General features: G+C 38.2%; 19 protein-coding genes. 11 read left to right on the plus strand and 8 right to left on the minus strand.

All coding sequences use genetic code 11. The features are described 5' to 3' along the window. Position 1: 1 nt before the first annotated feature. Entirely contained in the window at positions 2 to 130 is a 129-nt protein-coding gene (locus HGD76_RS25905; protein WP_267904246.1) for a hypothetical protein, read from the minus strand. Here HGD76_RS25905 and cpcG2 point away from each other — a divergent pair. The 3 genes from cpcG2 (at position 129) to cpcG4 (ending at position 2,730) form a co-directional block, all read left to right on the plus strand. After that, positions 129 to 872, plus strand: a complete 744-nt coding sequence (gene cpcG2 / locus HGD76_RS14865) for a phycobilisome rod-core linker protein CpcG2 (protein WP_168696248.1) — start codon at positions 129 to 131, stop codon at positions 870 to 872. The genes HGD76_RS25905 and cpcG2 overlap by 2 nt on opposite strands. 140 nt (positions 873 to 1,012) lie before the next feature. Then, complete coding sequence (gene cpcG3 / locus HGD76_RS14870; protein ID WP_015079023.1) at positions 1,013 to 1,741, plus strand: phycobilisome rod-core linker protein CpcG3; 729 nt, start codon at positions 1,013 to 1,015, stop codon at positions 1,739 to 1,741. Between the two features lie 227 nt (positions 1,742 to 1,968). Continuing rightward, positions 1,969 to 2,730 (plus strand): phycobilisome rod-core linker protein CpcG4, encoded by a 762-nt coding sequence (gene cpcG4 / locus HGD76_RS14875; protein ID WP_015079024.1) that lies wholly within the window; start codon positions 1,969 to 1,971, stop codon positions 2,728 to 2,730. Positions 2,731 to 2,977: 247 nt separating this feature from the next. Here cpcG4 and HGD76_RS14880 read toward each other — a convergent pair whose 3' ends face one another. Both HGD76_RS14880 and msrB read right to left on the minus strand, forming a co-directional pair. Continuing rightward, positions 2,978 to 3,316 (minus strand): hypothetical protein, encoded by a 339-nt coding sequence (locus HGD76_RS14880; protein ID WP_015079025.1) that lies wholly within the window; start codon positions 3,314 to 3,316, stop codon positions 2,978 to 2,980. 136 nt (positions 3,317 to 3,452) lie between these two features. After that, positions 3,453 to 3,947, minus strand: a complete 495-nt coding sequence (gene msrB / locus HGD76_RS14885) for a peptide-methionine (R)-S-oxide reductase MsrB (protein WP_168696249.1) — start codon at positions 3,945 to 3,947, stop codon at positions 3,453 to 3,455. Between the two features lie 252 nt (positions 3,948 to 4,199). Here msrB and HGD76_RS14890 point away from each other — a divergent pair, with 252 nt between their 5' ends. Next, on the plus strand, positions 4,200 to 4,973 hold the full coding sequence (locus tag HGD76_RS14890) for a class II glutamine amidotransferase (protein WP_168696250.1): 774 nt from the start codon (positions 4,200 to 4,202) through the stop codon (positions 4,971 to 4,973). A gap of 493 nt (positions 4,974 to 5,466) precedes the next feature. Here HGD76_RS14890 and HGD76_RS14895 read toward each other — a convergent pair whose 3' ends face one another. After that, positions 5,467 to 6,552 carry a sulfate ABC transporter substrate-binding protein gene (locus tag HGD76_RS14895; protein ID WP_210967641.1) on the minus strand — a complete coding sequence of 362 codons (1,086 nt, stop codon included), beginning with the start codon at positions 6,550 to 6,552 and terminating at the stop codon, positions 5,467 to 5,469. Between the two features lie 484 nt (positions 6,553 to 7,036). Here HGD76_RS14895 and HGD76_RS14900 point away from each other — a divergent pair, with 484 nt between their 5' ends. Then, positions 7,037 to 8,149 (plus strand): sulfate ABC transporter substrate-binding protein, encoded by a 1,113-nt coding sequence (locus HGD76_RS14900; RefSeq protein ID WP_168697457.1) that lies wholly within the window; start codon positions 7,037 to 7,039, stop codon positions 8,147 to 8,149. On the opposite strand, the gene HGD76_RS25910 is transcribed toward HGD76_RS14900, so the two are convergent. After that, positions 8,133 to 8,258, minus strand: a complete 126-nt coding sequence (locus HGD76_RS25910; RefSeq protein ID WP_267904247.1) for a hypothetical protein — start codon at positions 8,256 to 8,258, stop codon at positions 8,133 to 8,135. The genes HGD76_RS14900 and HGD76_RS25910 overlap by 17 nt on opposite strands. A gap of 113 nt (positions 8,259 to 8,371) precedes the next feature. Here HGD76_RS25910 and cysT point away from each other — a divergent pair, with 113 nt between their 5' ends. The 3 genes from cysT to HGD76_RS14920 are packed head-to-tail and all read left to right on the plus strand — an operon-like array spanning position 8,372 to position 10,387. Then, positions 8,372 to 9,241, plus strand: coding sequence for a sulfate ABC transporter permease subunit CysT (cysT, locus tag HGD76_RS14910; protein WP_168696251.1), 870 nt, complete (start codon positions 8,372 to 8,374; stop codon positions 9,239 to 9,241). Beyond that, the gene (gene cysW, locus HGD76_RS14915) at positions 9,228 to 10,067 is read left to right on the plus strand and encodes a sulfate ABC transporter permease subunit CysW (protein ID WP_168696252.1); all 840 of its coding nucleotides are present in this window, start codon (positions 9,228 to 9,230) and stop codon (positions 10,065 to 10,067) included. Before cysT ends, cysW begins: the two co-directional genes overlap by 14 nt. A gap of 53 nt (positions 10,068 to 10,120) precedes the next feature. Next, positions 10,121 to 10,387, plus strand: coding sequence for an NIL domain-containing protein (locus tag HGD76_RS14920; RefSeq protein ID WP_168696253.1), 267 nt, complete (start codon positions 10,121 to 10,123; stop codon positions 10,385 to 10,387). Positions 10,388 to 11,005: 618 nt separating this feature from the next. Here HGD76_RS14920 and HGD76_RS14925 read toward each other — a convergent pair. After that, a complete protein-coding gene (locus tag HGD76_RS14925; RefSeq protein ID WP_168696254.1) occupies positions 11,006 to 12,232 on the minus strand; it encodes a tetratricopeptide repeat protein in 1,227 nt (408 codons plus the stop codon). 269 nt (positions 12,233 to 12,501) lie between these two features. On the opposite strand from HGD76_RS14925, the gene HGD76_RS14930 reads away from it, so the two are divergent. Next, entirely contained in the window at positions 12,502 to 13,716 is a 1,215-nt protein-coding gene (locus HGD76_RS14930; protein ID WP_168696255.1) for an RNA-guided endonuclease InsQ/TnpB family protein, read from the plus strand. A 78-nt stretch (positions 13,717 to 13,794) separates the two neighbouring features. After that, a complete protein-coding gene (locus tag HGD76_RS14935; protein WP_168696256.1) occupies positions 13,795 to 14,574 on the plus strand; it encodes a phosphate ABC transporter ATP-binding protein in 780 nt (259 codons plus the stop codon). 37 nt (positions 14,575 to 14,611) lie between these two features. Here HGD76_RS14935 and HGD76_RS14940 read toward each other — a convergent pair whose 3' ends face one another. Both HGD76_RS14940 and folK read right to left on the minus strand, forming a co-directional pair. Continuing rightward, a complete protein-coding gene (locus tag HGD76_RS14940; RefSeq protein WP_148760719.1) occupies positions 14,612 to 15,160 on the minus strand; it encodes an NUDIX hydrolase in 549 nt (182 codons plus the stop codon). Positions 15,161 to 15,259: 99 nt separating this feature from the next. Further along, a complete protein-coding gene (gene folK / locus HGD76_RS14945; protein ID WP_168633007.1) occupies positions 15,260 to 15,748 on the minus strand; it encodes a 2-amino-4-hydroxy-6-hydroxymethyldihydropteridine diphosphokinase in 489 nt (162 codons plus the stop codon). A gap of 323 nt (positions 15,749 to 16,071) precedes the next feature. On the opposite strand from folK, the gene HGD76_RS14950 reads away from it, so the two are divergent. Beyond that, positions 16,072 to 18,387, plus strand: a complete 2,316-nt coding sequence (locus HGD76_RS14950) for a transglycosylase domain-containing protein (protein WP_210967791.1) — start codon at positions 16,072 to 16,074, stop codon at positions 18,385 to 18,387. The last annotated feature ends 39 nt before the right edge of the window (positions 18,388 to 18,426 follow it).

Consider the following 18,426-nt stretch of genomic DNA (forward strand, 5'->3'; position numbering starts at 1 on the left):
GTTATTGGTAAGAACAACTGACAACTGACAACTGTAAGGGCGAAGCATTTGGAGAACTATTTTTGGCAATGACCGATAATTTATCTTCCAAATGCTTCGCCCCTACCAACAACCAACAACTGACAAACATGACAATACCTTTACTAGAATACAAACCCAGTTCCCAAAACCAGCGCGTTTCTGGTTATGAAGTTCCCAACGAAGATACACCCACAATTTACCGCATCGAAGACTACGCCTTTGGTGGAGAAGTAGAAGAATTAATTTGGGCTGCTTATCGGCAACTTTTTAGCGAACACGTCATTCTCAAATTTTATCGCCAAGTTCATTTAGAATCCCAAGTAAAAAACAAAGCAATTACCGTCCGCGATTTTATCCGGGGTTTAGCTAAATCTGAAGCTTTCCAAAGTTTGGTAATTCAGAGTAATTCTAATTACAGATTAGTAGAAATTGGGCTGAAACGGTTATTAGGTCGCGCACCTTACAACAACAAAGAAGAAATCGCTTGGTCAATTGTGATTGCTACCAAAGGTTGGGGTGGTTTTGTTGACGCTTTGCTCGATTCTGAAGAATATCAAAGCAACTTTGGGGAAAATATCGTTCCCTACCAAAGACGACGTTATAAGGATAGACCCTTTAATTTGGTAACACCACGATACAGCGATTACTGGCGCGACCAACTTGAAGAAGCTCGTTATAAATGGGGTGACATTAAAAACTTTTTGGATATGGCAAATTCCATTAAAATTAAAACAGTGACTTACACACCAGTTAGCACTGCCAATATCCAAATTCCTAACACTACCAAGGAAACGACATCAACAGGTATCCCTGTTTCTATCAGTCCTAGTGTTAGTTTTCCCCTGCGCTAGATAGTTTTTTAATTAGCTGGGTAATCTCGGTTACAAAAGTGATAAAGTTTGTATTTTTTTAAGGATTTTAATTTTAGTTAGTTTGCTAAGTATTAGAGCATTTTGAAATGCCAAATTTACCAAAAGGCAGGTTCTTTAAAATGGCAATTCCTTTACTTGAATACAAACCTACAACTCAAAACCAAAGAGTTAGCAGCTTTGGTACGGCAGATATTAACGAAGACAATCCTTATATCTACCGCATTGAAAATGCTAACTCTGCCGGCGAAATTGAACAACTAATTTGGGCTGCTTATCGCCAAGTTTTCAACGAACAGGAGATTCTCAAATTTAACCGCCAAATTACCTTAGAAACTCAACTCAAAAATCGGTCAATTACGGTTAAAGACTTCATTCGTGGTTTGGTGAAATCAGAGCGATTTTATCAGCTAGTTGTGACACCAAATAACAACTATCGGTTGGTAGAAATGTTCCTGAAAAGGATCTTAGGTCGTTCTCCCTACAATGAGCAAGAAAAAATTGCCTGGTCAATTCAAATTGCTACTTTAGGTTGGGGAAAATTTGTGGATGTTTTGATTGATAGTAGCGAGTATGAACAAGCCTTTGGCGAATATACCGTACCCTATCAACGCAAACGAATGACCACAGACCGACCAATCAGCTTTACTCCCCGCTATGGTGCTGATTATCGTGACCGGGCAGGTATTGTCCAAAAATGGCCGTATCTTCGTCAATGGCGTGGAGGTTTCTACCCAGGCTCTGGGCAAAATGTTGATTTGGGGGCATTGTCTGCCGTATTACTGGTAATAACCGCAGGCATCACTTTCTTGTTGATTCTCAATTGGTTAGGAATTAGTGATATCTACTAGCCTTTTGAGGGGAAAATAAGTAAGTAACCCCGCCTCAGAATGAATTCTGATAGCTTGCGTGGCGTAGCCATGTCTAATAGCAAAGGTCGTGTTTAGACGACTGAAAAAGAATTTATAGTCCGTTTTAACGGACTTTAGTTATTAGCCCTAAACTTCAGTTCTGGGCGGGGTATTTCTAGAACGAAATCTTTCTTTGTTTAATTTGATCATAAAAGGAGAAAATTAATATGGCATTGCCATTACTTCAATACAATCCAAGTAGTCAAAATCACCGGGTGGCCAGCTTTGGCGTTGCTGACCAAAATGAAGATACACCTTATATCTATCGCATTGAAGATGTTAGTTCTTACACTGACATGACAAACATCATTTGGGCTGCTTATCGCCAAGTTTTTAGCGAACATGAAATTCTCAAGTTTAACCGTCAAGTTACTTTAGAATCCCAACTTAAAAACGGTTCTTTGTCAGTTCGTGACTTTATCCGGGGTTTAGCTAAATCTGAAGCTTTCTATCGTTTAGTTGTCTCTGTTAACAACAACTACCGTTTAGTAGACATCACCCTCAAACGCTTATTGGGTCGTTGTGCTTACAATAAAAAAGAAGAAATTGCTTGGTCAATTGTTATTTGTAACAAGGGCTTTGGCGGCTTTGTTGATGTTTTATTAGACAGCGCAGAATACACCCAAAACTTTGGTGATAATACCGTACCTTACCAACGCAAGCGGTTTGTAGATCGTCCTTTTAACTTGGTAACTCCTCGTTACGGTGCCGACTTCCAAGAAACAGCCGGTACAGTCAAAACCGACTGGCGCTTTACCTTGGAAAACTTCTACACTGCTAAGGCAAAAGCAAAGCGTTTAAAAGAAGGCGATCCTGCTAAATTTGCAGATATGGCTGCTTCTGTATCTGGTAAAGGTAACTATGCTCAAAAGTTATCTTCTTTTGACATTGATTACCTCAATGCTGTTCCTTACCGTGGTAAACGCTAGTACCGCAGAGCGGAATTAAAAATTAATAATTAAAAATTAAAAAGGCGGATATTACCAGCTTTTTAGTTATTTTTAATAGTTAGTTAACTTCCGCTGTTGGGTACTAAGTTGACCCAAAAATTTTTAATTTATAGGGTGCGTTAGGAAGATAATTCTTGACGCACTCTTAATTTTTTGCGCTGCTTCCCATAGTTTTTGCAAACAGGAATTTTTTTGCCTTTAAAGATGTACCTTGAGGTAGAATCTCCTATAACTCAATTAACTTGAAGTCCCAAATTTTTAAAACTGCGATCGCTATTTCTGGATCTATACCATCATAGGCTTCCCATTCAGACTGTGGATCTTTAGGATGTCCTTCACCTACATAACCTGCAATTTTTATAATGGGAATATTCACTAAGTAATCACGTTCCATGCCTTTGGGGAGGGCTAATTTAATTCTGCGGCCTACAAACTTCGATGCACTGGATTCAGCTACAGATTCACGAACTAAACAAATATCACCAGCAGTCCCCCAAGTAGTTTGGTAAATGTGGAGAAACGATATATAACTTTCTGGTTTGATGGATCTTTTGAGAACTTGCATTATCTAATCCTTATCCTTGTTTTCGACAATTTTATCTAAACTCTACCTGCTATATTCCAATTTCCTGCTTTTGACAGAATAAAACAAGGGGTTTGCACCCCTTGAGAGAGTTTAAAAAGTGAACCGTATTAGTGATCTACGCAGGTGTAAACTGCAAAGATACACCGTTCATACAGTAACGGAGACCAGTTGGTTTGGGTCCATCATTAAAAACATGGCCTAAATGTCCACCACAATTACTACAATGGACTTCAGTTCGGGTCATGAAAAATGTTCTATCTGTAGTAGTAGCGATCGCTCCCTCTATTGGTTTAAAAAAGCTCGGCCAGCCAGTACCACTATTAAACTTAGTATCAGCAGTAAACAAAGCCTGTCCACACCCAGCGCAGACATAAGTACCAGGTTCATATTGCTTATCGAGGGGACTGGTATGGGAGGGTTCTGTACCATGTTTCCGCAATACCCGAAACTGTTCTGGTGTGAGGATACTCTTCCATTCTTCCTCTGTTTTTGTCACTGTAAACTCTGGATTAGAAAGTGCCATAGATTCTGAACTCCAATTGATATAACGGGAAAAAAAGGCTGTACCGATTAAAACTGTACTGATTTGCAAAAAATGGCGTTTGTTCATTATTCTATTATTTGCTATTTTTTGCTTCCATGACCAAGAAACTCCCATAAATTTCTAAATCCTCCAGGAGAAATTGATGAAAATCACCTAAAAACGTCTTGCTTAGTGAAAAAGAATATGTAATACTAATTACCACGATGAGTTTCTCCAAACAGGTTTTTATTAATATTTGATAATTAAATGTCCAAATTGTACCTGTTCCATCAAAAATAATCAGTTATTCTTTAGTTGATCTTTACAACTACAAAACTAATGTGCCAACTGCTAGGAATGAATTGCAACGTACCGACAGACATTTGCTTTTCCTTTGAAGGTTTTTCTGCCAGGGGAGGAAAAACAGATGAACATAGCGACGGTTGGGGAATTGCTTTTTTTGAAGGCAAAGGATGTCGGATTTTTCTAGACGCTGAAGCCTCTATCGCGTCACCAATTGCCGATTTTATCCGTCAGTATCCCATTCATTCTACTCATGTAATTGCCCATATCCGCAAAGCTACTCAAGGCAAAATAGCCTTGGAAAATTGTCATCCTTTCCGTCGGGAACTGTGGGGAAGATATTGGGTATTTGCTCATAATGGTAATTTACCAGATTTTAACCCAGAAAATCATGGGACTTTTCAACCTGTGGGCGCTACCGACAGCGAAAAAGCATTTTGCCTAATTCTTAATACTTTGCGATCGCATTTTCCTCAAGAACAACCACCGGTAAAGGAACTTTATCAGACATTACATGAAATTACCAAAGAAATAGCAGCCTTTGGATCTTTTAACTACATATTATCAGATGGTGAGCATTTTTTCACCTATTGCTCAACTAAACTTTGCTACATTATTAGACAAGCGCCTTTTGCTGCGGCTCATTTAATTGATGAAGAGATGACTGTAGATTTTAGTGAATTGACTACATCTAAAGATCGCGTGGCTGTGATTGTGACTACACCCCTAACTGATAACGAAGTTTGGACACAAATACAACCCGGAGAATTACTCATATTTCAGGATGGTTTACCCCTAAAATTTGCCTAATTCTTGACAACTATTTTATTAATAAGACAAAGCAAAATTCTGGAGATATTCATTTCTAGAACTTGTTAGTAAATGCTTATTTAATATTGTAAATATCTGCTCCTTTTGATAGGTTTATTAATAAAATCAGTTGCCCCAAATACCTTAGAGGTTGTTTGAAAAGTATTATATGAAACCCATAATCTCCAAAAACCTAACCCCCCTTCCCCCCTTCCCTACAAGGGAATGGGGTTTTTAAAGCCTCTCCCCTACCAGGGGAGAGGTTTGGAGAGGGGTCTGTTTACACATTAAAAACTTTTAAAACATCCTCTTAGCCCGAACTCGATCAAAAGCTCCATCACTACTAGTTAATATAATAATTGGCACTTGGGAAAAAACAGAAGTCCGTCGTAATTGTTATTAAATCACGGTTTCAAAAATCCTGCATCGCTACAAAAACTTTGTCTACACCGTGACCCAAGAATATATTACAATCAACCAAGAATTGCTATACTTAGCGTCTTCCCCGTTGAATTTTATCAAAAATCGCACCATCTGCAAAGAATTTCTTCTGGACACCACTCCAACCGCCAAGATCAGCTACAGTGTAGAGTCGGGCAATATAAGGGAATTTACTTTTTACTTCTTTAGACACAGTTGGGTCAACTGGACGAAAACCAACTTTAGCAAATTCACGTTGTGCTTCTGGAGTGAAAAGGAACTTGACAAAAGCTTCAGAAACCTCACGATTTCCATGCTTATCAACATTTTTATCCACAACTGCAACAGGTCCCTCTATCGAAATATTTACTGGAGGAATTATGTAAGAAGTATCTGTTTTGCCTTGCTGTGCAGCTAAAATGACTTCGTTTTCATAGTTTATTAATACATCACCCTGACCTTTTTTGTAAAAAGCATCACTTGATTCTCTGGCATCTTTGGGTAATACAACTACATTTTTAAACACATCTGTTACAAACTTTAACGCCTGGGCATCATTTCCGCCATTCTTAACTACTGAACCCCATAAAGCGAGAAAATTCCATTTAGCTCCACCTGATGTCTTAGGGTTTGCAGTAACAAGTTTTACATCAGGTCTTACTAAATCAGTCCAAGTCTTGATCTTTTTCGGATTACCAGCGCGAGTTTCTAGGGCAACTACTGAACGGGTAACAATTGCATTATTCGGAGCCTCTTTTTCCCAACCTGGTTTAATTAAACCGGCTTGTTCAATTTTTGTAATATCTCCAGCCAATGCTAATGCTACCACATCTGCACCTAAACCGTCAATGACAGCGCGAGTTTGCGAGCCAGAACCACCGTAGCTTTCTTTAATTTCAACATCTTGACCTTTTTCTCTTTTCCATTTCGCCACAAAATTGGGAATAATTTTTGAGTAAGCCGCTTTGGTGACTGCGTAAGTAACTAAGGTAAGTTCAACTTTTTTACCGCTTTGACTAATTAGTTGCGTTTTCTGGGCTGTACCTGCAAATACAGGCAAAATAGTGCTTATACTTAAACCTGTTGCTAAGAATAAAGCAGGAAAAAACGGCTTTGTCATGGGAACAAATTTTGCGGTGTTGGAAGAATTATCTGTCATGGGATGTCCTAAAATTGGCTTAAATCTAATCTACGGTAACTCTGTAAAGATAACGTATTTAACCTCTAGAGAAAGAGCTTACCAGATGTCATAAATAAAATCAATAGTTTTTGCACTTAAAAACAACTATTTTCCTATCGGGTATTGTATGTATTAAATATTGCGAATATGTTTTTTCAGCTTTTAATGCCTATAAAGTTTATATGGCAAATCTTTTAACAAATTAAATTCTATATTTATTTTTAAATCCTTGTTTAGATAAAGTATTAAAAATTGAGAATTAGTTAAGTAATTTCCTGAAAACCTCCATAAAGATAATTAAAAATTGATACTTATCATTGAAAGGCATTGTAATTTTTCTTGAAACTGGTAAAATCACCATATTCCCTATCGTCAATATGCAGTTTTTACTAGTTTTGATAACCAGATACCTGCAATAATGGTATTTTCATTAATTAACCGTAGTCTCACAGAAGGACAAAAGATGAATTTGTGGCAACAATCACTTAAAAGAGTACAACTTGGGTTCAGTCCCAATTCTCTCAAAGGCTTTATATCACTTTTCTTAGTAGGGACAGTATTAAGTGTATCTCTTGCTGCTTGCTCTGGGACAAACACCAGGAATTTACCTAGTGCAACTACTGATACGGGTAAAAAACAGAATGTAGAATTAACCCTTGTATCCTTTGCTGTCACCAAAGCTGCTCACGCCGCTATTATTCCCAAATTTGTGGAAAAATGGCAAAAGGAACATAACCAAACTGTAGTATTTAAACAAAGCTATGGTGGTTCTGGTTCGCAAACTCGTGCGGTGGTTGATGGTTTAGAAGCAGATATTGTTCATCTAGCTCTGGCTTTAGATACGCAAAAAATTGAAAAAGCGGGATTAATTCAGCCTGGGTGGGAGAAAAAATTTCCTAATAATGGTATTGTTTCTAAGTCTGTTGCAGCTTTAGTAACTCGTGAAGGCAACCCCAAAGGGATTAAGAATTGGGCTGATTTAGCCAAAGATAATGTTAAACTAATTACCGCAGATCCGAAAACTTCTGGGGTAGCGCGGTGGAATTTTCTCGCCCTTTGGAATTCAGTCATTAAAACTGGTGGAGATGAAACTAAAGCTATTGATTTTGTGACCAAAGTTTATAAAAATGTCCCTGTATTAACCAAAGATGCTCGTGAAGCTACAGACGCATTTTTTAAACAAGGTCAAGGTGATGCTTTGATTAACTATGAAAATGAAATTGTTTTGGCAAAAGACAAGGGTGAAAAAACAAATTACATTCTTCCTGATATAAATATCTCCATTGATAATCCTATTGCTGTTGTGGATAAAAATGTTGATAAACATGGTAATCGTGAAGTAGCAGAAGCTTTTGTTAAATATTTGTTTACCCCCGAAGCACAACGGGAATTTGCTAAAGTAGGATTTCGTCCTGTAGATGAAACAGTAGCTAAGAGTAAAGAATTTGCTGACAAATATCCCCAAATAAAAACTTTAGGTACAGTTCAAGAATTAGGTGGTTGGGATGCTGTTCAGAAAAAGTTCTTTAATGATGGGGCAATTTTTGACCAAATTCAAGCTAAAAATAAACAGTAATTGGTAATTGGTAATTGACAACTAACAACTGTACGGGCGAAGCATTTGGAGAACTATTTTTGGCAATCACCGATAATTTATCTTCCAAATGCTTCGCCCCTACTGACAACTAACAACTGTACGGGCGAAGCATTTGGAGAACTATTTTTGGCAATGACCGATAATTTATCTTCCAAATGCTTCGCCCCTACTAACAACTAACAACTGACAACTAACAAAATTATGACTGAATCTGCGGCTGTACAAACTCATATTAAACCTCCCATTTGGAAGGTATTTGTAGATAATTTGATTCATCTTCCTTGGACTTGGCGGATTACTTTGGGATATCTAACTGTGATGTTATTTATTCCGATTATGGCGATGTTTCTCAAAGCTGGTACGGTAGCTCCTGCGAAGTTTTGGGAAATTGCCACCAGCGAGTTAGCATTAGCAACTTATAATGTTACCTTTGTGACTTCATTATTTGCAGCTTTGCTGAATGGTGTGTTTGGAACTTTGATTGCTTGGGTATTAGTGCGTTACGATTTTCCTTTGAAACGGATTATTGATGCCACAGTAGATTTACCCTTCGCTTTGCCAACATCTGTCGCAGGTTTAACACTGGCAACAGTTTACAGTGAGAATGGTTGGTTGGGTTCATTGTTAGCACCAATGGGGATTAAGGTATCTTTTACTCGGTTGGGAGTTGGGGTAGCAATGATATTTATATCTTTACCCTTTATCGTCAGAACTGTGCAACCTGTTCTGCAAGAAATGGAATCGGAAATTGAAGAAGCGGCTTGGAGTTTAGGTGCTTCTGAATGGCAAACTTTCTGGAAAGTGATTTTACCGCCTTTATTTCCAACAATTTTAACTGGTGTCGCTTTGGGTTTTTCCCGCGCAGTTGGTGAATATGGTTCAACAGTCATTATTTCTTCTAATACACCCTATAAAGATTTGATTGCACCTGTGTTAATTTTCCAGCGGTTGGAACAATATGACTATGCTGGTGCAACTGTAATTGGTGTGGTTTTATTAGGAATTTCTTTGGTAATGTTATTAGCAATTAATTTCTTACAAGCTTGGGCAAGAAGATATGACAATAGATAAAGTTAAAAGACCAAAAAAACAGAGTTGGGTACCGGCAGTTTTAATTGGGATTGCGATCGCTTACCTATTTCTGGTTCAATATATTCCAGCTATTAATGTTTTTTTTGAAGCTTTCAAAAAGGGAACTGGACCATTTTTATCTAACCTGGCAAAACCGGAATTTCTCCACGCAGCTTGGTTAACCCTGTTACTGGCTGCTATTTCTATCCCTGTAAATGCCGTATTTGGATTATGTGCGGCTTGGGCGATCGCTCGACATAAATTCCCTGGACGCGCTATAGTTCTCAGTATCATTGATTTGCCCTTTTCCATCTCCCCAGTCGTCGCCGGGTTAATGATAGTCTTATTGTACGGGAGACAGGGCTGGTTTGGTCCTTGGCTACAAGCCCATGATATTAAAATTGTCTTTGCTTTTCCAGGGATGCTTATGGCTACCGCTTTTGTGAGTATGCCTTTTGTGGCCAGAGAAGTAATTCCTGTCTTAGAAGAATTTGGCAAAGATCAGGAAGAAGCTGCCAGAACATTAGGTGCAAACGATTGGCAAACTTTTTGGCGGGTAACTTTACCGAGTATTCGTTGGGGGTTACTCTACGGTTTAATCTTGACAAATGCCAGAGCCATGGGTGAATTTGGTGCAGTTTCTGTGGTATCTGGTAACATTGCCAATACAACCCAGACTTTACCATTATTTGTGGAAGATGCTTACAAACAATATGAAACAGAAGCTGCTTTTTCTGCTGCTGTATTGTTAGCATTTCTGGCAGTTATCACCTTGATTCTGAAGGAAATCATAGAACGAAAAACCGAAATTAAAGAAGTTGAATAATGGGTAAGTAGGTAATTTTCAGACAACTATTAAATTACATCTTAGAGGTGGTTATGAGTAGTGAAAATACCCTGATAAACAAGCGAATTCGCGTCAGAATTCCCCAAGATCATCATCAAGAACCTGTAATTTCTCGCCTAGTTTCAGAATATGGCTTGACTGTGAATATCAAAGCCGCAATTCTCGGACAGGATGCTGTAGGTGATGGTTGGTTTGATTTAGATTTACAAGGAACAAATGGACAAATTCAAAATGGGTTAACCTATTTACAAGAATTGAAATTGCAAGTTTGGGATGAAAATAGCATTAGTGATTGGTGAAAAAATTGTAGCTTAGGTTAAGAGGATGTTTGAAAAGTGGTATTCCGTAATTTTCATCACATTGCTACCCCCCTTAGTCCCCCCTTGTAAAGGGGGGAAACAATAAAAATCCAGTTCCCTCCCCTTTACAAGGGGAGGGTTAGGGTGGGGTAAAAAATATTTGATACATCAACCATAACTTTTCAAACACCCTCTAAGCAACAGAGCCACAGCAGATGGAGGAGAATTATCGCTCAGTTGTATCAATATCCCCCCTAAGTCCCGTTTTTAAGGGGTATTTAGGGGGATCTCAAGATTTTGGATACATGACCAAAGACTTTTCAAGCATCCTCTTAGACAAAACAATCTTAGTTATGTCCGCAATTTCTCAGATTCCTCACCTTTTTAAGCAATGGGAGATATCCACCTGTAAAAATAATCATCAATAAACTGCTTTTTTTTCAGACATAAATATCGAAATTATGTCCTAATTCTTAAATCAAACCACTTGATTTTCTCAAATTAATTAGTAAAAATATAAATAAGTCTAACATCTTGTAGGCTCTCTTGGTGACAACTTAACCTTATCCAATGTCCAGAGTCCGCTAACGCGGACTTTTTTATTTATCTTGATATTCTCTACATTTTTATCTCAGGTTTTAACTTTTCAATTTTTTGAGTAAAGTATAATTCTTGATATTTAAGTTGTTGAGCTATTTCTAATCCTTTCTGAAATGCTGTTAATGCTTGTGTAGATTCTTGGCGTTCTAAATATAAGTCACCAATTTGGTCATAAGCTGACATTAAACCATAAGAATTGTTAGCTAATGTTTGTGTTTCTATGAGAATTTGGCTAGTTTGTAAAGCTGCATCTATTTGTTTTTGTGAACGATAAAAAGTAATTAATTTCTCTAATGCTTCTCCAGCTTTAGCGTATTGTTCTAATTGCCATGCACCAGTATAAGCTGCTTGATAATTATCAAAAGCCTGTTGTTTTAAATTGGGATCTTTTTGAGCTAGAGATTCATAATTTGCAGCTATCGCTAATTTCAAAGCTGGAATTTGACTCAAATTTTGTTCACGAGTATAAACTTGGACTAATTTATTTAATATATCTATTGCTGCTTGTGGTTGTTTTCCTTGGGAATAGATATAAGCTAACTGTTGTAAATATCCTAATTCATTAGTTTTATCACCCTGATTAATTGCCAAATTTAACAGTTTTTGGTAAGTATTAGCAGCTTGGGGATAATCAAACCAACTTAAATGTAATTCTCCAATATTTTTTAAAGTCTCCATTTCTCCAGATGAATCTTGTTGTTGTTTTACTAAGATCAAAATTTGTTCATAAGCCAATATTCCCAATTTAGGAAACCGGATTTTTTGATAAGCTTTCCCCAGGGATTGCCATAATTGTAAATCGGTACTTTTTTGTTTTCCTATCTCGCTTTGAATTACTTGTAATCGCTGACTAATATATCGCACCTGTTCCCGTTCATTTTGATTCCAAGCGATTTCTCCCACTCTTGATAACGCTTCCACCTCAGACAATGTGCCTAAAAAGCGTCTCAATCGTAGTTCACGATTCCAAATCTCAAAGGCTTTCTTTTTATCTTCTCCTTGTAGTGTCACCTGTGCCTCTTGATTTAATCCATCTAAATCCGTCTTTAATTTTTGCAATTCTGTTAATGTTAATTCCCGTTTATCTGGTAAATTTGGCAATATTGGGTCAGTTATAGTTATTTCTAAGGGACTAGGAGGAAACTTATCCAAATCTTCAATTTTTTTTTCTTTGGCTAATGTGTTAGAAATACATAAATGCCAGACAATGATAGTAGTAATGATGAAAATAAAACGCTGTATCATGGTTAATTTACCTTTTTTACATTAATTAAACGCAGCATTGTAGATCAATAGAGGGCATAATTTAGGTTATAAGCAAATATCAAGTTTTACCAGAAAGACTGGGAAGTTTGAAAGCCCCTGAGTAAGCATTGCGTAGCAATGCCTTAGGTGCTTTAGACAGGGGATGAAAAGCGACTCAGGTGGTTTTAACCACCGTCAAGATGTTGCCAGGCGCAATACATTTAGCCATCTTCAACCAACTATAGTAGTATAAGACAGGAGGTGAAAGGATGCTAGTTTTTGAGTTTAAAGCTTACGGAAAATCAGTTCAGTTAACAGCAATAGATGACGCGATTCGGACTGCTCAGTTCATTCGTAATAGCTGCATTCGGCTATGGATGGATATTCAAGGTATAGGTAAAAACGACTTGCAGAAATATTGTGCTGTACTTGCGGCTAATTTCCCTTTTGCTAATGAACTCAATTCAATGGCTAGACAATCTTCTGCTGAACGAGCATGGGCTTCTATCACTCGGTTTTATAATAATTGCAAGAAAGGCATTCCTGGTTTAAAGGGATATCCTCAATTCCAAAAAGATTGTCGTTCTGTTGAATACAAAACATCAGGATGGAAGCTGGCTTTAAATCGTAAATCCATCACTTTCACTGATAAAAAAGGCATTGGTCGGTTAAAACTCAAAGGGACTCGTGACCTCCATTTCTACCAAATCAACCAAATAAAACGGGTAAGATTGGTAAAACGGGCTGATGGTTATTATTGTCAATTTTGTATTGATGTCAACCGTCAAGAAAATATAGAACCATCGGGAAATACAATTGGTTTAGATGTAGGTTTGAAAGAATACTACACTGATTCTCATGGGGTGATGGTTGAGAATCCAAAATTTCTGCGTATTGGGGAAAAGGTTCTTAAACGTTCACAACGCCGTGTTTCCAGAAAAGTCAAAGGTTCAAAAAATCGGGGCAAAGCTAGACAGGTTTTAGGAAAACGCCACCTCAAAATAAGTAGGAAACGTAAAGACCATGCTATTAAATTAGCACGGTGCGTAGTTCAGTCTAACGACTTGATAGCCTATGAAGATTTGAGAATTAAAAACATGGTGAAAAATCATTGTTTAGCTAAGTCAATAAACGACGCATCTTGGTATCAGTTTCGTGTCTGGCTTGAATATTTTGGCAAAGTATTTAAGAGAGTCACGGTGGCGGTAAATCCACAATATACAAGTGCTGTTTGCTCTAGCTGTGGTGAAGTTGTTAAGAAAACTCTATCTACGAGGACACACGTTTGTCAGTGTGGGTGTGTGATGGATAGAGATGAGAATGCAGCTAGAAATATCCTTAGTGGAGGATTGAGTACCGTAGGGCATACGGGAACTTTCATGCTAGACATGAGCAACGCTTTAGGAGATGAGTCCTCTACTCAGGCTGGAGAGATCCTGTCTGAGCAAGTCATGTCTTTGATTCAAGAATCCCCGCGTCTTTAGACCGGGGAGTGTCAAAAGTATTCTGATGCCAAATTGTCGGCTTTTTTCTTTCTTCCTCTTAAATCCTTCTTCTTGAATATGAGTAAAATAATTCCCGCCATAAGTGTCAGAAACTTTAGTTTTTACTACAATAAGCAAAAAATTCTGGAAAATCTGTCAATGGATATTCCCCAAAATAAAATTATTGCCATTATGGGACCTAGTGGTTGCGGGAAATCTACTTTTTTGAAGTCTCTCAACCGTATGAGTGACTTAGAGGGAGAAGTCCAAACCCAAGGAAAAATCGAATTTTTTGGGCAAAATATTTATGAACGGCGGATTAATCTCAATCGTCTCCGTCGTCAAATTAGTACAATTTACTCCAAACCCAATCTTTTTCCTATGAGCAGTTATGATAACGTTGCTTACGGTGTAAAATTAATTGGCTGGCGACCAAAATCAGAATTAGATGAAATTGTCGAGTTAGCTCTTAAATCTGCGGATATTTGGGAAGAAGTCAAAAATAAGCTCTATAAACCAGCTTTGGAACTCTCTTGTGGACAACAACAAAGGTTGTGCATTGCTCGCGCTTTAGCCGTTAAACCTCAAGTTATTCTGATGGATGAGCTTTGTTGTGGACTTGATCCCATTACCACCACAAAAATTGAAGAACTAATTGAGTGTTTGCGTTCTGAACTGACAATTATATTTATCTCTCAAAACATCCAGCAAGTCTCTCGTCTCGCAGATTTTACAGCTTTATTTCAATACAATGAAAATCATGTTGGACAATTACGAGAATTTGCATCAACTAAAAAAGTTTTAGCTCAAGCCACAGATTATCGTATCCGCGATTACGCTGGTAGTTATTCCCGATAATTATAGCCTCTTCTCCCTGCCCCCTGTTCCCTGTTCCCTACTTTAAAAATGAACGCAACAGGAAAAAACTAGCAATAGATTTAGCATCTACAGATTCTCCTGCCAAAATGGCTTTTTCCAATTCTTCAGGAGTTAATAATACTGTTTCTATGTCTTCATCTTCATCTTGTTCTGGTGGTGTTTCCAGCTTTTCTAAATCTCTAGCAATAAAAGCATAGATAATTTCATCGGAATAACCAGGAGCAAGAAAAAACTCTCCTAACTTATCCCACTGACGAGCATGATAACCAGTTTCTTCTTCAATTTCCCGTTTAACTGTTTCTAAAGGATCTTCATTGGGTTCTACAGTTCCCGCTGGAAATTCTAACAGTCTTCCCTGGACTGCAAACCGATATTGACGCACAAGTACAAGCTTACCTTCTGCGGTTATGGGTATAGCCAAAGCACCGCCGGGATGACGAATACATTCCCATTCCCCTTCAGATTTGTTGGGTAAACGCAAACGATTAACTTCAAAGTTAAATTTGCGTCCTTTATAAAATAAGTGTTGCTTCAGCAACTGTGGTAATTCTCTACCTAATGGCATAGTAAAATTCTACCGTCTGTGAATACAGAGAACGTATACGGGGGTTTTTTGTGGTTATCAGTTCTTTTTGGGTGGCAAAAATGGTAATTTTTTCACCCGCTACAATAAATGTACATCATTCGTGTCTATCTCTAGCAGTAAATCTCGAATTACTCTTTGAGATATAGGATCTATCCAATCTGGAGCAATTTCGACTAAAGGAACTAAAACAAAAGCTCGTTCAGTCATGCGGGGATGGGGAATTTGCAGGTTTGGCTGATGTAAAATTAAGTCATCATATAATAACAAATCTAAATCTAGGGTGCGTGGCCCCCAATGCTCCTGACGCTCACGCCCAAACTTTTGTTCAATTGTTAGTAGTTGTTCTAATAAAGTCTGTGGTGACATTTGCACAAGTAAGATCGCGCAACCATTTAAGTAATCAGGCTGAGTTGGTCCTATGGCTTTAGTTCGATACCAACTCGATTTGGCTTCTATAGTTATCCCGGATGTTTGAGCTAAAGCTTCTAAAGCTCCTGCTAAAATGCCTTGGGAATTGCCAATGTTACTACCGAGAGCGATCGCAGTTCTAGCCGCATTGTTTAGCATTCTATCGGACTCCTAGTTAATTGTTGAACTGAAGGGAGCAGGGAGACACAGGGAGGAAAATTCATGATGATTCTGTGATTTTTGGAGTTCTTTTATGCACAAATTGCATGATTTAATTGTCATAAATGATATTAATATCAATAATATAGCTTTGTAGAAAACATATATTACCACTGAATTAAGTTAATGATTTATGGGGTATTATATGGGTTATTATATTAACGCAGAAATGTTGCGTTCAAACCAAACAGGAGAAACTGCTATTGCCATTAGGTAATCATCAACAAAATGACGAGTCCACAAATGAAAACTTACTACCGAGAATGCAGGTGAAGGCAAAGCAGTTAATCACCCAGATGACAACTCTATCATCGGGAATCTTGGGCAAAATTGCCAGCAGCGATAAACCCTTTTATCGTCGTTTTTGGTTTTGGGCTGGGTTAGGTGTTGGTAGTGGGATCATTGCTTTCCATTACACAATCTTAGAAATAGATAAAAATTTACCAGATCAGTCTGCACTCAGAGCATTGGTACGAGAGCAAACTCTGACAATTAAAGCTGGTGATGGTAGTGTTCTACAACAGCAGGGGGAAGCTACCAGAGAAGTGCTGAAAATAGAGCAAATACCAGATACTTTAAAAAAAGCTTTTATTGCTTCAGAAGACAGAAGATTTAATCAACACAATGGATTTGATCCCCAAGGAATTGCCAGAGCAGTTATCAATAATTTGCGATCGCAAAATATAGGAGAAGGTGGTAGTACCATCACCCAACAAGTAGCGCGAATTCTCTTCCTTAAACCAGAAAAAACCTTTTGGCGTAAACTCAAAGAAGTCCGGTTATCCCAAAAAATAGAGCGAGAATTGACTAAAGATCAGATTCTCGAACGTTATTTAAATCTCGTTTATTTAGGCTCTGGAGCTTACGGTGTCGGAGATGCGGCTTGGGTATACTTTAGTAAATCCGTAGATCAACTGACTTTATCAGAAATGGCCACCCTGGCTGGTTTAGCTCCTGCACCTAACGTCTATGGACCCGATAAAAACCCCAAAATAGCTACAGAACGACGAAATTTGGTGTTACAGCGGATGCTAGAAGATGGCATAATTACACCGGAACAAAAACAAGCAGCTATACAAGAAGCATTAATAGTTAACAGCAGTTTACCCAAACGGTTACAAGTTAATTTTCCCTACTTTACTAGCTATGTTCAGAAAGAACTGCCCAAGTACCTGGGATCTGATGTCTTAGCTAGTGGTGGTTTAGTAGTAGAAACAACCTTAAACCCCATTTCCCAACAAGCAGCAGAAGCCGCAGTTGCTAAAATATTAAAAAATGAAGGTCAGTGGCAAAACTTTAAACAAGCGGCCATGGTTGCCATAGATCCTCGGAGTGGGGAAATTCAGGCCATGGTAGGTGGTAAAGACTTTAGCAAAAACCAGTTTAATCGTGTAACTCAAGCCCAACGACAACCAGGATCGACTTTTAAGGGTTTCGTCTATGCTACAGCGATCGCTACTGGTAAAAGTCCCTACGATAGTTATTTAGATGAACCTTTATCAATAGATGGTTATGAGCCAAAAAATTCCCATAACAAATTCTCTGGTTGGTTAAATATCAGAGACGCTCTCACCAAATCTATCAATACAATTGCGGTAAAACTCTTAATAGAAATAGGTTTTGAACCCACCATTAAACTTGCCCATGACATGGGCATTAAGTCAGAACTCAAACCTAACTATTCCTTGGCTCTTGGTTCTAATGAAGTCAACTTATTAGAATTAACCAACGCCTATGGTACATTTACCAACCAAGGAAATTATATAGAAGCTCATGGCATTCGGCGCATTCTCAACCGCGAAGGAGATGTCATTTGGTCAGCCAAATATGAATCTAAGCAAGTTTTAGATCCTGATACTAGCGCCATCATGACTTGGATGTTAAGAAATGTTGTCACCGATGGCACTGGTGCTGCGGCTCAATTAGATGATAGACAAGTTGCCGGCAAAACAGGCACTACCGATGAATCCCGTGATTTATGGTTTATTGGTTATATTCCTCAGTTAGTGGCTGGGGTGTGGTTAGGGAATGATGATAACACCCCTACCTATGGTAATAGTGGTAGTGCAGCTTATGCTTGGCATGAGTTTATGGAAAAAGCCGTAGAGGAAATGCCGGTAGAAAAATTTCCACCCCGACCTAATTTAGAAAATCGCAAAGGTACTATCAAAGCCCAACCTCTCAAACCGAAAAAAATTCTCCATAAATCGGTTGATGATTATGATCAAAAATCAGATGAGGGCAATACCGACAATTCTGATTCATCAACCAGACGCAGACGCAGAAGAACCAATAATCAGTCGGAAGATTCGGCAAATTCATCAGAACGTAGACCAAGACGGAAACGACGCTATAGTCAACAAAATAATGATCCACTGGCTTCCTCTAGCAGAAGACGAAGCAATCGCAGGGAAGAATCTAATAGCGACTCTACTCCTAAATCATCTCGTTCACGACGCAGGAGCAGCAAAGAATCAGGTCAGGTAAAGTCATCTTCCCCTGTAGAGAATAATTCTGAAGGATCTTCATCATCACAACCTTCCTGGAGGGAAAGACTCAAGCCCAATTCTTCACCGTAAAGATTTTTCCTAGGGTAGATGTAGGGGATTCGCTGAGTT

Origin of the sequence: Dolichospermum flos-aquae CCAP 1403/13F, assembly GCF_012516395.1 — a bacterium.
Classification (GTDB): domain Bacteria; phylum Cyanobacteriota; class Cyanobacteriia; order Cyanobacteriales; family Nostocaceae; genus Dolichospermum; species Dolichospermum lemmermannii.